At 60.5% G+C, this 14,496-nt stretch carries 13 protein-coding genes; 5 read left to right on the top strand and 8 right to left on the bottom strand.

What is annotated here, in order from left to right:
- Nucleotides 1-179: 179 nt before the first annotated feature.
- From lon to AC5XE7_RS12270, 6 genes are all read right to left on the bottom strand, one after another.
- A complete protein-coding gene (gene lon / locus AC5XE7_RS12245) occupies nucleotides 180-2,591 on the bottom strand; it encodes an endopeptidase La (protein ID WP_495366240.1) in 2,412 nt (803 codons plus the stop codon).
- A gap of 329 nt (nucleotides 2,592-2,920) precedes the next feature.
- Nucleotides 2,921-4,198: an ATP-dependent Clp protease ATP-binding subunit ClpX gene (gene clpX, locus AC5XE7_RS12250; RefSeq protein ID WP_183829033.1), complete on the bottom strand. Its 1,278-nt coding sequence runs from the start codon at nucleotides 4,196-4,198 to the stop codon at nucleotides 2,921-2,923.
- A gap of 286 nt (nucleotides 4,199-4,484) precedes the next feature.
- On the bottom strand, nucleotides 4,485-5,120 hold the full coding sequence (locus AC5XE7_RS12255; protein WP_183829031.1) for an ATP-dependent Clp protease proteolytic subunit: 636 nt from the start codon (nucleotides 5,118-5,120) through the stop codon (nucleotides 4,485-4,487).
- Between the two features lie 206 nt (nucleotides 5,121-5,326).
- Nucleotides 5,327-6,253 carry a metallophosphoesterase gene (locus AC5XE7_RS12260; RefSeq protein ID WP_495366241.1) on the bottom strand — a complete coding sequence of 309 codons (927 nt, stop codon included), beginning with the start codon at nucleotides 6,251-6,253 and terminating at the stop codon, nucleotides 5,327-5,329.
- Nucleotides 6,254-6,334: 81 nt separating this feature from the next.
- Nucleotides 6,335-6,685, bottom strand: a complete 351-nt coding sequence (locus AC5XE7_RS12265; RefSeq protein ID WP_495366242.1) for a cupin domain-containing protein — start codon at nucleotides 6,683-6,685, stop codon at nucleotides 6,335-6,337.
- A gap of 61 nt (nucleotides 6,686-6,746) precedes the next feature.
- Complete coding sequence (locus AC5XE7_RS12270; protein WP_495366243.1) at nucleotides 6,747-8,030, bottom strand: O-acetylhomoserine aminocarboxypropyltransferase; 1,284 nt, start codon at nucleotides 8,028-8,030, stop codon at nucleotides 6,747-6,749.
- Nucleotides 8,031-8,297: 267 nt separating this feature from the next.
- Between AC5XE7_RS12270 and AC5XE7_RS12275 the strand changes: the two genes are divergently transcribed.
- The 4 genes from AC5XE7_RS12275 (at nucleotide 8,298) to rpsI (ending at nucleotide 10,458) form a co-directional block, all read left to right on the top strand.
- A complete protein-coding gene (locus AC5XE7_RS12275; protein ID WP_495366244.1) occupies nucleotides 8,298-8,756 on the top strand; it encodes a PaaI family thioesterase in 459 nt (152 codons plus the stop codon).
- Between the two features lie 17 nt (nucleotides 8,757-8,773).
- The gene (locus tag AC5XE7_RS12280; protein ID WP_495366245.1) at nucleotides 8,774-9,295 is read left to right on the top strand and encodes a hypothetical protein; all 522 of its coding nucleotides are present in this window, start codon (nucleotides 8,774-8,776) and stop codon (nucleotides 9,293-9,295) included.
- Nucleotides 9,296-9,514: 219 nt separating this feature from the next.
- Nucleotides 9,515-9,979 carry a 50S ribosomal protein L13 gene (gene rplM, locus AC5XE7_RS12285; RefSeq protein ID WP_183829013.1) on the top strand — a complete coding sequence of 155 codons (465 nt, stop codon included), beginning with the start codon at nucleotides 9,515-9,517 and terminating at the stop codon, nucleotides 9,977-9,979.
- On the top strand, nucleotides 9,979-10,458 hold the full coding sequence (gene rpsI / locus AC5XE7_RS12290; RefSeq protein ID WP_183829010.1) for a 30S ribosomal protein S9: 480 nt from the start codon (nucleotides 9,979-9,981) through the stop codon (nucleotides 10,456-10,458). Before rplM ends, rpsI begins: the two co-directional genes overlap by 1 nt.
- Before the next feature lie 105 nt (nucleotides 10,459-10,563).
- Here the strand turns inward: rpsI and AC5XE7_RS12295 are convergent, their stop codons facing one another.
- On the bottom strand, nucleotides 10,564-11,625 hold the full coding sequence (locus AC5XE7_RS12295; protein WP_495366246.1) for a glycerophosphodiester phosphodiesterase family protein: 1,062 nt from the start codon (nucleotides 11,623-11,625) through the stop codon (nucleotides 10,564-10,566).
- A 150-nt stretch (nucleotides 11,626-11,775) separates the two neighbouring features.
- Nucleotides 11,776-12,399 (bottom strand): invasion associated locus B family protein, encoded by a 624-nt coding sequence (locus AC5XE7_RS12300; RefSeq protein ID WP_183829004.1) that lies wholly within the window; start codon nucleotides 12,397-12,399, stop codon nucleotides 11,776-11,778.
- A 223-nt stretch (nucleotides 12,400-12,622) separates the two neighbouring features.
- Between AC5XE7_RS12300 and AC5XE7_RS12305 the strand changes: the two genes are divergently transcribed.
- Nucleotides 12,623-14,488: an extracellular solute-binding protein gene (locus tag AC5XE7_RS12305; protein WP_495366247.1), complete on the top strand. Its 1,866-nt coding sequence runs from the start codon at nucleotides 12,623-12,625 to the stop codon at nucleotides 14,486-14,488.
- Nucleotides 14,489-14,496 lie beyond the last annotated feature (8 nt).

A 14,496-nucleotide genomic window follows, 5' to 3' on the forward strand; every position in this document is an offset into this window, starting at 1 on the left:
AGAAAACCGGGACGAAAGACTCATCCGGCAGGAGCTGAACTTTAAAAAGAAGCGAGGCCGCAACCAAGCGAAATCACGGCTTTCAGCCCCGAAAATCCCCTGTTTTCCGGGCTTTTCAGCAAAAAAGGCCGGGCTTTTTGCCCGGCCTTTCGATTCATGCACTGCAATGTGAGCAGTTTCTAATGCGCCAGCGACTTTCCGGCGTCGTCAGAAGTATCGACGGCAGCCGGCGTACCAACCGGCTCGACCCACTCGATCGGCTCCGGCATGCGCAGCAGCGCATGCTGAAGAACCTCGCCCACACGGCTGACCGGGACGATTTCCAGACCGTTTTTCACGTTGTCCGGAATCTCGGCAAGGTCCTTGGCGTTCTCTTCGGGGATCAGCACCTTCTTGATGCCGCCACGAAGTGCTGCCAGCAGCTTCTCCTTCAGCCCGCCGATCGGCAGAACACGCCCACGCAGCGTCACCTCGCCGGTCATCGCAATATCAGCGCGCACCGGAATGCCGGTCAGCACCGAGACGATGGCCGTGACCATGGCGATACCGGCCGAAGGACCGTCCTTGGGCGTAGCACCTTCCGGCACGTGGACGTGAATGTCGCGCTTGTCGAAAAGCGGCGGCTCCACGCCGAAATCGATAGCCCGCGAGCGGACATAGGATGCCGCCGCCGAGATCGATTCCTTCATCACGTCCTTCAGGTTTCCGGTCACGGTCATGCGACCCTTACCCGGCATCATGACGCCCTCGATGGTCAGCAGCTCGCCACCAACCTCGGTCCATGCCAGACCGGTGACGACACCGACCTGATCGTCCGTCTCGGCCATGCCGAAGCGATAGCGCTCGACGCCAAGATACTGGTCGAGGTTTTCGCGGGTGATCTTCACCGACTTCTTCTTGGTGCGCAGGATCTCCGTCACCGCCTTGCGGCCGAGCTTCATCAGCTCGCGCTCCAGAGACCGCACGCCCGCCTCGCGGGTGTAGGTCTGGATGATCGCGCGGATGGCGTCGTCCGCAACCGAGAACTCCTTCGGCTGAAGGGCATGGTCACGCACCACCTTGGCCAGCAGGTGCCGCTTAGCGATCTCGACCTTCTCATCCTCGGTGTAACCGGCGATGCGAATGATCTCCATGCGGTCCATGAGCGGCGCCGGGATGTTGAGCGAGTTTGCCGTCGTCACGAACATCACGCTCGACAGGTCATATTCGACCTCGAGATAATGGTCCATGAAGGCGGAGTTCTGCTCGGGATCCAGCACTTCCAGCAGGGCCGAAGACGGATCGCCACGGAAATCCTGCCCCAGCTTGTCGATCTCGTCGAGAAGGAACAGCGGGTTGGACTTCTTCGCCTTCTTCATCGACTGGATAACCTTGCCGGGCATCGAGCCGATATAGGTGCGGCGGTGGCCACGGATCTCGGCCTCGTCACGCACGCCGCCAAGCGCCATGCGCACGAACTCACGACCCGTTGCCTTGGCGATCGACTTGCCAAGCGAGGTCTTGCCGACGCCGGGAGGGCCGACGAGGCACAGGATCGGACCCTTGAGCTTCTTCTGGCGGCTCTGCACGGCCAGATACTCAACGATGCGCTCCTTGACCTTCTCAAGCCCGTAGTGATCGGCGTCGAGCACGCCCTCGGCAAATTCGAGGTCCTGCTTGACCTTGGAATTGCGGCCCCACGGAATCGACAGCAGCCAGTCGAGATAGTTGCGCACGACGGTGGCTTCCGCCGACATCGGCGACATGGTGCGCAGCTTCTTCAGCTCCGCTTCCGCCTTCTCGCGGGCTTCCTTCGAAAGCCGGGTCTTCTTGATGCGCGCTTCCAGTTCGGCGGCTTCGTCGCGGCCGTCCTCGCCCTCGCCGAGTTCCTTCTGGATCGCCTTCATCTGCTCGTTGAGGTAGTATTCGCGCTGGGTCTTCTCCATCTGGCGCTTGACTCTGCTGCGGATGCGCTTCTCGACCTGAAGCACGGAAATCTCCGCCTCCATGAAGCCCATGGCGCGTTCAAGACGCTCCTTCACCGAAAGCGTGGAGAGCATTTCCTGCTTTTCGGGAATCTTGATGGCCAGATGCGAGGCAACCGTATCGGCGAGCTTGGAATAGTCGTCGATCTGGCTGGCGGCACCCACCACCTCGGGAGAAATCTTCTTGTTCAGCTTCACGTAGTTCTCGAAGTCCGAGACCACGGACCGGGCAAGCGCCTCGATCTCGACCTCGTCCTCGGCAGGCTCCTCAAGCGTGGAAGCATGTGCCTCGTGAAAATCCGTGCGATCGGTAAAGCTGTCGATGCGGGCACGCGAAGTGCCTTCCACCAGCACCTTGACGGTGCCGTCGGGCAACTTCAGCAACTGCAGCACATTGGCGAGCGTGCCCACCTCATAGATGGCGTCGGCTTCGGGATCATCGTCAGCGGCGTTCATCTGGGTGGCGAGCAGGATCTGCTTTTCCTGACCCATCACCTCTTCGAGAGCCTTGATCGATTTTTCACGGCCGACAAAGAGCGGCACGATCATGTGCGGAAAGACCACGATGTCGCGCAGCGGGAGAACTGCGAACACACCGCTGCCTGCGGACCGGGCTGTTTTGGCCATTGTCAAACCTTTCCTTCGCGCACGCTTTTAGCCGAACGCGAATCCTATATTAACGACCGGGGATCGTTCCGCCTACCACCGTTTGCGACGGAGGCTCATGCAGCGCGGACTTGATACCCGAACTCACCCGTTAGGTGGATGCCGGCAAAGCAAAGATCAAGTGGCGATATGCGCCATAAACCGGGTGGAGGTCTTAAAGCGGCTCTGGCGCGCTTCACTCTGGCCCGTTTATGGGGCCGGCCGGTCTGTCTGCCTTGCGGATGAGCCCGTCATTGCGCCTGCGAGACAAGAGCCCGGAGACCGCCTGGCGGCTTCCGGGCCTGATAACGTCAGGCGCTGACGTTACCCTTCTTTTCCTTGGCGTCCGAGTAGATGTAGAGAGGACGCGCATTGCCGGACACCACCTCCTCGGAGATGACGACCTCGCGCACGCCTTCCAGCGCCGGCAACTCGAACATGGTGTCCAGCAGGATCGCTTCCATGATCGAACGCAGGCCGCGTGCACCGGTCTTGCGCTCGATGGCGCGGCGGGCGATCGCGGCAAGCGCGTTTTCGTGGAAGCTCAGCTCGACATTTTCCATCTCGAACAGGCGCTGATACTGCTTCACCAGCGCATTCTTCGGCTCGGACAGGATCTGAACCAGCGCGGCCTCGTCAAGATCCTCAAGCGTCGCCAGAACCGGCAGGCGGCCGACGAACTCGGGGATCAGGCCGAACTTGAGCAGATCCTCCGGCTCGACCTGACGGAACAACTCGCCCGTGCGGCGCTCTTCCGGCGAGGCGACACTGGCGCCGAAACCGATCGAGGTCTTGCGGCCGCGGTCGGAGATGATCCGGTCGAGGCCCGCGAAAGCACCACCGCAGATGAACAGGATGTTGGCGGTATCGACCTGCAGGAATTCCTGCTGCGGATGCTTGCGGCCGCCCTGCGGCGGCACGGAGGCAACGGTGCCTTCCATGATCTTCAGAAGCGCCTGCTGCACGCCCTCGCCCGAGACATCGCGGGTTATCGAGGGATTGTCGGACTTGCGGCTGATCTTGTCGATTTCGTCGATGTAGACGATACCCCTTTGGGCACGTTCCACATTGTAGTCGGCCGACTGGAGCAGCTTGAGAATGATGTTCTCGACATCCTCGCCGACATAGCCCGCTTCGGTGAGCGTGGTGGCGTCGGCCATGGTGAAGGGAACGTCGATGATGCGCGCCAGCGTCTGGGCCAGCAACGTCTTGCCGCAGCCCGTCGGGCCGATGAGCAGGATGTTCGACTTCGAAAGCTCGACGTCGTTGCTCTTGCCGGCGTGGGCAAGGCGCTTGTAGTGGTTGTGAACTGCAACCGACAGCACGCGCTTGGCGTGCGGCTGGCCGATCACATAATCATCAAGAACCGTGATGATTTCCTGCGGCGTGGGCACACCCTCGCGCGACTTCACCATCGAGGTCTTGTTCTCCTCGCGGATGATGTCCATGCACAGTTCAACGCACTCGTCGCAGATGAACACCGTGGGACCGGCGATCAGCTTGCGCACTTCGTGCTGGCTCTTGCCGCAGAACGAGCAGTAGAGCGTGTTCTTGGAATCTCCGCCGCCGCTGTTGCTGACCTTGCTCATCTTCCAGTCCTTTCATGACCGTCCACCGGGGCCCCGATCAGCAGGCGCATTCCCATGAGCCCGGGAAATCCGCCTTTACCGACCTGTCCAGCACCTGCAACGTATTCCGTACGAAACACCAATCAGAAAACGCGGCATTGATTCTCTTAAAGCCTTTGCTGAAGCTAAGCCGTCGAAAATCAACATTGCCTTAACGTAGGCAATCGCGCGAGCCGTGGGAACAGCAAATTGTGGCCGAAATGCCGCAAATCTTCTCAAAAGCGCGTCATCCCGGCCCAAGCCTGCCTTATGCCGAAGCGGTGTCTGCCTCAGCGGCCTCACGCGTGGAGTGAACCTTGTCGATCAGGCCGAAGGCCAACGCCTCTTCCGCAGTCATGAAATGGTCGCGGTCGAGCGTCTTTTCAATGGTCTCGTAGTCTTTGCCTGTGTGCTTGACGTAGACTTCGTTGAGACGGCGCTTGAGCTTGATGATGTCCTGGGCATGGCGCTCGATGTCGGATGCCTGGCCCTGGAAGCCGCCCGATGGCTGGTGAACCATGATGCGGGCGTTCGGCGTCGCAAAGCGCATGTCCTTGTGACCGGCGCAAAGCAGCAGCGAGCCCATGGAGGCGGCCTGGCCGATGCACAACGTCGAAACGGCCGGCTTGATGAACTGCATGGTGTCGTAGATCGCCATGCCGCTCGTCACCACGCCGCCCGGCGAATTGATGTAGAGGGAGATTTCCTTCTTCGGGTTTTCGGCTTCAAGGAACAGAAGCTGCGCGCAAACCAGCGTCGCCATGCCGTCCTCAACCGGACCCGTGATGAAAATGATGCGCTCCTTCAGGAGGCGGGAGAAAATATCGTAGGCCCGCTCGCCGCGATTGGTCTGCTCGACCACCATCGGAACGAGGTTCATATAAGTTTCGATCGGGTCTCTCATGAAGTGTCCTTGTCGAGATGGTCCGGCACGGAACGATGGCAAGGCCGGCATTGAATCATTCTGGCTTCTCATCCCGTAAATAGGATGGCCTCTCACCCTTGCGCAAGGGTGAGACTGATGCAGTTATCGTTAAGATTGCCGCAAGCCGGAACGAAACGCCGGCCCACATATGAAGGCCGGCGCATATCTTCGACAGGCAGGAAGCGTCAGATCTTGAGCGTACGGTTTTCCTCGCGGCCGACGCCACGCACTTCGAGGCGGTCACCATAAACCTCGACGACCGCATAGGCGGTGGTGTCGGGCGTATCGACCATGCCCTTGAAATTGAGGAAATGCTTGCCGCCGGTCTCGCCATAATTGCCGGCGTGGTTGTGGCCGTTGAAATAGGCGACGAAGTTGTCGTAGTCGGCCAGCATCTTCACGATGCGCTCGGAATCCCACTGGTTGTGCTCATTGGCCGGATAGACGGGGTAGTGATTGAGAACGATCACCTTCTCGCCGGCGGTCTGCGCCTTCTTCATGGTTTCCTCGGCCCATGCGAACTGCTCGTCGCTCAGCGAGCCGTTCCAGCTTTGCGCGTTTTCGGCGCCCTGCGCCTTCAGTTCGTCCAGACGTTTGGTGGCGATTTCGCGGCGCGGATCGCCTTCCGGCGGCGCAAAGGTGCTGACATCGTTGCCGTCGAGCACGATGAAGCGATAGCCGCCGCCGGTGAAGTCGTAATAGGCCTTGTCCATGCCCACGGTGCGGACGACCGAGGCCAGATATTCCTTGGCGATGTCATAGTCGTGGTTGCCCAGCACGAAGAAGTGCTCGTGCTTCAGCTTGTCGTAAAGCGGCAGGATATGGGAAAAACTTTCCCAGTGGCGATCGATGATATCGCCGAGCGTGGCCACGAACTGAAGGTCTTCCTTATTGAAGGCCTCGATGGCTTCGGACAGCTTCCAGAGGCTGTTGGCGTAGTAGCGGTTGGACTTCAGGTTGGGGACGACGGGCGCATATTGCGGATCGGCGACGATGCCGAAGCGGAACAGCGGCCCGCCCTGCGCGGCAGCGCCGGTGACGGTGAAACCGGCGAAGGGTGCGAAAAACGCGGCCGCAGCGCCGCCCTTGATGATGTTTCTGCGGGTGACCATGAGAGGCCTCCTTGGCTTGTTGGAAGGACAAGCCGCAGCTACCTGCCGGTCATGACATCCGGGTGACGATCAGCCGATCGCTCAGAGGCGGATCACATATTCCTTGCGAGTCGTTTCAAGGACTTCCCAGCTTCCTCTGAAGCCTGGCCTGAGGATAAAGGAATCGCCGGCCCGTACGGTTCTGGCTTCACCACCCTCCCCGGAGATCACCGAAACGCCGGACAGGATACGGCAATACTCCCATTCGTCATATTCGATGCGCCACTTGCCGGGCGTCGATTCCCAGACGCCCGCGTAAAGGCCTCCGTCACGCTCCTCGGCGCTCCAGGTGCGGAACACGGGTGCCCCCGATATGATGCGTTCCGGCGCGGGCGCACCGGTTTCCGGCTCGATGCCGGAAATGTCGAGCGTGAGGAATTTCTGTTCCGACATATCGTATGCAGACCTGAAAAAAGGGCTCCGGTCCGAACCGGAGCCCTTATTGGCGTGAAGATCAGGCCTTGGCCAGAGCCTGTTCCAGATCGGCGATGATGTCCTTCACATCCTCGATGCCGACCGACAGGCGAACCGTATCGGGGCCGGCGCCGGCCAGCGTCTTCTGCTCGTCGGAAAGCTGGCGGTGCGTGGTCGAGGCGGGGTGGATGACGAGCGACTTGGTGTCGCCGACATTGGCGAGGTGCGAGAACATCTCCAGTCCCTCGACGAACTTCACGCCGGCGTCGTAGCCGCCCTTCAGGCCGAAGGTGAACACGGCGCCCGCGCCCTGCGGCGAATACTTCTTCTGCAGCGCATTGTTCGGATCGGAGGCAAGGCCCGGATAGGAAACCCACGACACCTTGGGATGCTTTGACAGCCATTCGGCCACCGCCAGCGCATTGTCGCAATGGCGCTGCATGCGCAGCGGCAGGGTTTCAAGGCCGGTGAGGATCATGAAGGCGTTGAAGGGCGAGATGGCCGGGCCGAAGTCGCGCAGGCCAAGCACGCGCGTGGCGATGGCGAAGGCGAAATTGCCAAAAGTCTGGTGCAGCACGATGCCGCCATATTCCGGGCGCGGCTCCGACAGCATCGGATATTTGCCGGACTTCGACCAGTCGAAGGTGCCACCATCGACAATGATGCCGCCGATGGAATTGCCGTGACCGCCGATGAACTTGGTCAGCGAATGGACGACGATGTCAGCGCCATGCTCGATCGGGCGCACCAGATAGGGTGAGGCCAGCGTGTTGTCGACCACCAGCGGCAGACCGTGCTTGTGGGCGATGTCGGCAATGGCCGCGATATCGACGAACTCGCCATTCGGGTTGGCAAGGCTCTCGACAAAGATGAACTTGGTGTTCTCGTCGATCTGGGACTCGAATGTCGACAGATCCTTCGGGTCGCCCCAGCGCACTTCCCAGCCGAAATTCTTGAAGGCATGGCCGAACTGGTTGATCGTGCCGCCATAGAGACGGCGTGCCGCAATGAAGTTTTCGCCAGTCTTCAGCAGCGTATGCGCGACGAGAAGCTGCGCGGCGTGGCCGGACGCGACGGCAAGTGCTGCCGTGCCACCCTCAAGTGCCGCCACCCGCTCTTCAAGCGCGCCCTGCGTCGGGTTCATGATGCGGGTGTAGATGTTCCCGAATGCCTGCAAGCCGAACAGCGAGGCCGCATGATCGGCATCGTTGAAGACGTAGGATGTGGTCTGGTAAATCGGAACCGCGCGGGCTCCTGTGGTCGGATCTGGCTTTGCACCGGCGTGAACGGCGAGCGTGTTGAAGCCGGGGGCATTCTGCGACATTTCATTCCTCCAGAAAGGGAAAACCGGAAACTCAATGCTATCATTGAGACCAACAAGGCAAGTTGCAAAGCGGAAAACTCCATCCATGCAATTTGTTTGGAATGAAAATCCCCATTTTGCCCGGATACGAAGAATTAAATTCCATCCCCGGTCATTTCATATTCCGCCACCTCTCCCAGCCGCCTGCCTGGTGAGGTCTGCATGCTCCTGTTGGAAGTTTCACGGCAAATGTGCTTCTCATAGGCGGCATTCGACCGGAGCCATGCCATGCCAGCACAGACGACGCATAACCCCGGCCTGACAGTCGATCAGGTCAACGAACTGATGGGGTCCATCTATCCCCAACTCAACGAAGGCGGACGCGATTATGAAGCCATCGAGGTGTTTTCCGGCGGATGCACGGTGCGCCTTAATGCCGACGAACGCCATCTGCGCCCCGGCGGCACGGTATCCGGCCCCACGCTGTTCACCCTCGCCGATATTGGCGGCTATGTCCTGGTGCTGACCCATGCGGGCGCCGATGCGCTTTCGGTGACGACCAACCTGAACATCAATTTCACGCGCAAGGCCGAGGCAGGCCCCATCGATGCGCACTGCCGGATTCTGAAGCTCGGCAGGAGCCTCATGGTGTTCGATGCCGACATCGTGGCCGGGCCCGACAGGCTGACGGTCGCGCACGCGACGGGCACCTATTCCATCCCCCCTGCCGGGAAGAGACCCGTCTGAACGGAGGACAGATCCACATGATGCTCGACCTCATGAACCTGATCGCGACCTCCGTGCTGGCGGTTGCCGCTGTCGTCATCGCCCGCAACGCCAATTCGATCTCCCAGAACGCCAACGAGCTCGCCGATCATTCAAATCAGATTTCGAAGCAGGCGATCCGACTGGAAGCGGACAAGCAACTCATCGAATGGGGACAGCGCGTGCTCGGCTGCGCATCATCCCTCGTATCCCTTCGCATCCTAACAAAAGATGAGATTTGCCAAGATGCGTTTACCCAGAAGCGGCGCGAATTACGGGCAGCACTTTATGCACTAAAAGGGGAAGGTGAGTTGCTCTTCCGAATTTCCGGAAACCACAGCGAGGGAGAATGCCCCAATGCCCTCAAAGCCATTGATGATCTGACTAAACTTGCCAACGGCGAACATTTCCAGTTTCCATTATCAAAGAACGACAATCACGGCGTATGGAAATTGCAGAAAGAAATTCGAACATTCATCAGCGACATTCAGGACCGGGTTTCCGATCACTGGGTGAGGTAAAATAATACCTCAAATATAAGATATTGTTTTTACTTTATATTTTTGGAATTCACCCAATTAAGCCTGCTTGACGGGGTTGTCGCCCTCTCCTATAAGCCCCTTGCTGACAGTGGCCTTGCAGGCTGCTGTTTGCTGTTGGCTGCGCAAGCTTCCAACCCAAGCAACAAGAAACGCCGTGTCGGCCGCAAGGCAGGCAGGGTCTCAAACGGAAACAAAACCATGACAACCTTTTCGCAGAAGCCTGCGGACGTGGTGAAGAAGTGGGTGCTGATCGACGCCGAAGGTCTCGTCGTCGGCCGTCTCGCCTCTCTCGTCGCCAACCGTCTGCGCGGCAAGCACAAGCCCACCTTCACCCCCCATGTCGACGACGGTGACAATGTCATCATCATCAATGCCGACAAGGTGGTGCTCACGGGCAAGAAGTACACCGACAAGAAGTACTACTGGCACACCGGCCATCCCGGCGGCATCAAGGAGCGCACCGCGCGCCAGATCATCGAAGGCCGCTTCCCGGAGCGCGTTCTCGAGAAGGCCGTTGAGCGCATGATTCCGCGTGGCCCGCTCGGCCGCCGCCAGATGAAGAACCTGCGCGTCTATGCAGGCACCGATCATCCTCACACCGCCCAGCAGCCCGAAACGCTCGACGTCGGCGCGCTGAACGCCAAGAACAAGAGGGCCTCGTAATGGCTGAGCAGCTTTCCTCGCTCGCAGAACTCGGCTCCGTCGCCCAGGCTTCGCAGCCGGCCGCGCCGGTCCATGTCCAGAAGCTCGACAAGTCGGGCCGCGCCTATGCCACCGGCAAGCGCAAGGACGCCATCGCCCGCGTCTGGGTCAAGCCCGGCTCCGGCAAGATCACCATCAACGGCAAGGAGTACGACAAGTACTTCGCTCGTCCGGTCCTGCAGATGATCCTGAACCAGCCGCTCGTCGCCGCTGGCCGCGTCGACCAGTACGACATCGTCGCTACCGTCGCCGGTGGTGGTCTGTCGGGTCAGGCCGGCGCCGTGCGTCACGGCATTTCCAAGGCTCTCACCTATTACGAGCCGACGCTGCGCGGCGTGCTGAAGAAGGGTGGTTTCCTCACCCGCGACAGCCGCGTGGTGGAACGCAAGAAGTACGGCCGCGCCAAGGCTCGCCGCTCCTTCCAGTTCTCGAAGCGCTGATCCGCTTCCGGTTTCAGATATCGAAAAGGCCGCCTTCGGGCGGCCTTTTTGTTTGCGCCCCTCTCAGGCTGGATCCCGTGCTCAGGCCGGATCCTGTGACGAAACTCAGTTGATCCGCGCCGTCCGCTCGGTTTCCTCGGGGCCGTCGCCTTTGCCATCATAAGGGATGCGATAGCCGTTCGCGGCCAGCCATTCGATGGCGAGACCGGGCTCGTCGGTTTGGATGATGGTGGCGCCGCGCTCGGCCCAGAAGCCCCAGCTTTCCGCCGGCATTCCGGCCAGCGTGGCCAGCTCATCGCCGCGTCCCCCGGACAGGAAACCGCCCGGCTTGTTGACGATGGCATAGGTGTTCGCCCAGATATGCCAGTTCCCGCGAACCGCCGCCGCGCGCATGCGGTTCGAGAACAGGGGACCGCCGGCGGGCGTCAGCATATCCGCGCCATTGCGCCAGTTGATCAGTTCCATCGCATTCGATGGCAGGCCTGAATGGACCGTCTCGGCAAAAGCCGGTTCGTGCACGGCATCATCGGCGATGATGGGCATGAAATGCACGTCGCCGCCCAGTTGACGGACCATATCCTGCGCCCCGGCAAGGCGCTGTTCGTTCCACAGGTTTTCCTTGATGACGATCTGGTGCGCCACACCGAGCCCGCGTGCAACGGCAACCATTTCGGGAAATGCCTGCCTGTCGAGCTTGTTGTCGATATTGACCAGAATGCGTCCCTTTGCGGCCATCAGGAATTCGGTCAGCGTCGGCACATGTTCCGCTGTTGCGGCTCCGGTTCCCTCGACCACGAGGCGGCATTGCCGCAACTCCGCCAGCGTGCGCGGGGCGACCTCGCCCTTGCAGGTCGTGGTGCGGTCGAGCCAACTGTCGTGCATGACGATGAAAATGCCGTCAGCCGAGCGTCGGACATCGACCTCCACCATTTCGGCGCCATCGGCGATCGACGCTTCCAGCGCCGCCAGCGAGTTTTCTGGGTAAAGCGCCTTGGCTGAGCGCAGGCCCCCTGCCCGGTGTGCCACAATCATCACATGATCGCGCCAGAGGTTGGCCTGCTCGAAGCGCTGAAGGATCTGGTCGACCCGGTTTTCTGCCACCGCACTTGCATTAGCAGAAATCAGGCAGGTGCAACCGAGCAGCAGGCTTTTCCAGAACATTCGCATCAGAATCACTCCGCCGAACGTGTAGAGGCCAAACGTGTCGGGTGTGATCTATGCGGACACCATGACGCCCGCGTGAACGAAGCCGGCTTATGAGGATATGAAAAAGGCCCCGACAAGCGGGGCCTTTTTGAATTTCGGGGAGAATTGCGATCAGTTACCGCCGGCCTTCGCCTTTTCCTGCTCTTCCTTGAGCTTCTTGGCGAAGTCCTCGTTGTTCTTGCTCACGAACTCCTGAAGCTTCTTCTGGCGATCTTCCAGATCCGACTGCTGAAGAGCCGGGCCGTCGAAGGCGCCGGTGAAGCCTTCCAGCGAAATCTGGATCGGGTTCGGCTGATTCTGGAAATTGACAGAGGTCAGCTGAATAACCGAGCCTTTCTTGAACGACGCAACGAGCTGATCGGTCATCGGAACCTCGGCCACGCAGCGGTCCGGGAAACAGATCACGTAATCAAGCTTCTGCGCCTTGCCGCCATCGACCTGGAGGGCGATGCCCGGAGGCACGAGACGGCCGCTCGGCACGGTGACCTGGAAGACCTTGCGGTTTACCTTGCCGCGCAGGTCGATCATGCTGACGCCGGTGACGAGCTGTCCATTGCCGGCGGTCACGATGTTCTGCACGTTGCAGATATCGACATCTTCCTGCTTGGAACAGGCCTTGAACCAGCCCTGCGGAATCTGCTGTGCCGAAGCCTGCGGCAACCCGGCTGCGAGGAACCCGGCCACGCCAGCGGCCATGACCGACAGACGGTATGCTTTGGATTTCAGGCTGGACATTAGGTGCGCTTCCTCTCGACTTTGTGCCCGCGGCGCTGGCCCACGCCGCACCGCAACGTTACCTGTTGCGCAAATGCGGCAACAGGATGGCTCGGCCGCGTGTTACACCGCCGGCTTCGCCGAATCCAGCCTGCGCAACGCATTTCTTGACTGTGACCACCGTATTTGCGCATCGCGTGGTAACTTGGCCACCGAATCATCAAGCCTTGCACAGAGACCCGTCATGAGCCGCACCGCTTTCTGGCTGACCGCCGCCCTTTCGCTGCTGTCGATAGCGCCCCAGAATGCCGGGGCCCAGCATATGGTGGCCCAGCATACAGGGGCAGAGCCGCGCCACGCCATTTCCATGCAGGGCGAACCGGCCCTGCCCCGCGACTTCACGCATTTCGGCTATGCCAATCCCGATGCGCCGAAAGGTGGCGAGGTTACCTATTGCGTGGTCGGCACTTTCGACAATCTCAATCCGTTCATCCTGAAAAGCCTGCGCACCACGGCGCGCGGCGTCATCGACACCATCTTCGGCAATTTCGTCTTCGAATCGCTGATGCAGCGCAATATGGACGAGGCCTTCAGCCTGTACGGCCTGCTGGCCGAAAGCGTGGAGATGGACGAAGACCGCAAATGGATCGAGTTCCACATCAACCCGCAGGCGAAGTGGTCGGACGGAGAACCTGTTACGCCCGAGGACGTGCTGTTCACCTACGACGTGTTCACCGACAAGGGCCGCCCACCCTATTCCGACCGCATGAAGCGCGTGGAAAAGCTGGAAAAGACCGGCGAGCGCAGCGTGCGTTTTACCTTCAACGAGCATGCCGACCGCGAATTCCCGCTGATCATCGCCGCCACGCCGATCGTGCCGAAACACTTCTTCGACAAGGAGAGTTTCGATCGTGGCACGCTGAAACCGGTGACCGGCTCCGGGCCCTATGTCATCGAGCAGGTGGTGCCGGGCCAGCGCATCGTGTTCCGCCGCAACGACAATTACTGGGGCCGCAATATTCCGACCAAACGCGGCTTCGATAATTTCGACAAGATCACCATCGAATATTTCCTCAACGCCACGGCCCAGTTCGAAGCCTTCAAGAAGGGTATCTGCACCGCCTATGCCGGGCCGCTCTATACGGGCATGGGGCCGCTGCAGGTCGAGCGCGAGTTCAATTTCGCCGCCGCAAAGGACGGCAGGATTACCGTCGAGGCCTTCAATCTCGGCATTCCGCCGGTGGTGACCGGATTCCTGTTCAACACGCGGCTCTACAAATTCGCCGACCCGGCCGTGCGGCGCGCGCTTGGCATGCTCTACGATTTCGAGTGGGCCAACAAGAACATGTTCGGAGGCAAGCTTGCCCGCACCACAAGCTACTGGCAGGGCTCGGAGCTTTCCGCGCTCGGCCACCCGGCCAGCGAGAAGGAGAAGGCATTGCTTGCCCCCTTCCCCGGCCGGGTTCCGGCCGATGTCATGGACGGCACATGGCGGCCTCCGGTCAATGACGGATCGGGACAGGACCGCGCGGCCCTCAAGGCTGCTCTCGACCTTCTCAAAAGCGCCGGCTTCAGGATCGAGAATGGCGTCATGCTCGATCCGGACAGCCAGCCCTTCGGCTTCGAAATCCTCACCGCATCGCAGGACGAGGAGCGGCTGGCGGCCCTTTACCAGCGCACGCTGGGCAAGCTCGGCATTGCCGTGACCATCCGCGCGCTCGACGGCGACCAGATCCAGTCGCGCAAGCAGCGTTTCGATTTCGAGGTGCTGATCGGTTCCAGCGGCTTCAACAATTCGCTGTCGCCCGGCATCGAGCAGATCGGGCGCTGGGGCTCGGAGGCGGCAGATATCGAGGGTTCGTTCAATCTGGCCGGCGTGTCCGATCCAGCTGTCGATGCCGCCATCACCGCGATGCTGAATGCGCGCGAGAAGGACGACTTTGTCGCCGCCGTGCGGGTGCTCGACCGGCTGTTGATCTCCGGCAACTACATGGTGCCGATGCAGCACAATCCGCAGCAATGGATCGCCTACTGGAACAAGCTCGCTCATCCCGGCAAGGAGCCGCTGTTTGGTTTCCAGCTGCCGACATGGTGGGTTAAACCGAACTGACAGCCCGC

This window comes from Aquamicrobium sp. YD-1-mutant5 (genome assembly GCF_059509755.1).

What these genes read in the sequence shown, in the direction of transcription:
- AC5XE7_RS12305 (WP_495366247.1), top strand. Translation starts at nt 12,623, where the DNA reads ATGAGCCGCACCGCTTTCTGGCTGACCGCCGCCCTTTCGCTGCTGTCG.
- AC5XE7_RS12295 (WP_495366246.1), bottom strand. Translation starts at nt 11,625, where the DNA reads ATGCGAATGTTCTGGAAAAGCCTGCTGCTCGGTTGCACCTGCCTGATT.
- lon (WP_495366240.1), bottom strand. Translation starts at nt 2,591, where the DNA reads ATGGCCAAAACAGCCCGGTCCGCAGGCAGCGGTGTGTTCGCAGTTCTC.
- AC5XE7_RS12260 (WP_495366241.1), bottom strand. Translation starts at nt 6,253, where the DNA reads ATGGTCACCCGCAGAAACATCATCAAGGGCGGCGCTGCGGCCGCGTTT.
- AC5XE7_RS12275 (WP_495366244.1), top strand. Translation starts at nt 8,298, where the DNA reads ATGCCAGCACAGACGACGCATAACCCCGGCCTGACAGTCGATCAGGTC.
- AC5XE7_RS12265 (WP_495366242.1), bottom strand. Translation starts at nt 6,685, where the DNA reads ATGTCGGAACAGAAATTCCTCACGCTCGACATTTCCGGCATCGAGCCG.
- rplM (WP_183829013.1), top strand. Translation starts at nt 9,515, where the DNA reads ATGACAACCTTTTCGCAGAAGCCTGCGGACGTGGTGAAGAAGTGGGTG.
- clpX (WP_183829033.1), bottom strand. Translation starts at nt 4,198, where the DNA reads ATGAGCAAGGTCAGCAACAGCGGCGGCGGAGATTCCAAGAACACGCTC.
- AC5XE7_RS12300 (WP_183829004.1), bottom strand. Translation starts at nt 12,399, where the DNA reads ATGTCCAGCCTGAAATCCAAAGCATACCGTCTGTCGGTCATGGCCGCT.
- AC5XE7_RS12280 (WP_495366245.1), top strand. Translation starts at nt 8,774, where the DNA reads ATGATGCTCGACCTCATGAACCTGATCGCGACCTCCGTGCTGGCGGTT.
- rpsI (WP_183829010.1), top strand. Translation starts at nt 9,979, where the DNA reads ATGGCTGAGCAGCTTTCCTCGCTCGCAGAACTCGGCTCCGTCGCCCAG.
- AC5XE7_RS12270 (WP_495366243.1), bottom strand. Translation starts at nt 8,030, where the DNA reads ATGTCGCAGAATGCCCCCGGCTTCAACACGCTCGCCGTTCACGCCGGT.
- AC5XE7_RS12255 (WP_183829031.1), bottom strand. Translation starts at nt 5,120, where the DNA reads ATGAGAGACCCGATCGAAACTTATATGAACCTCGTTCCGATGGTGGTC.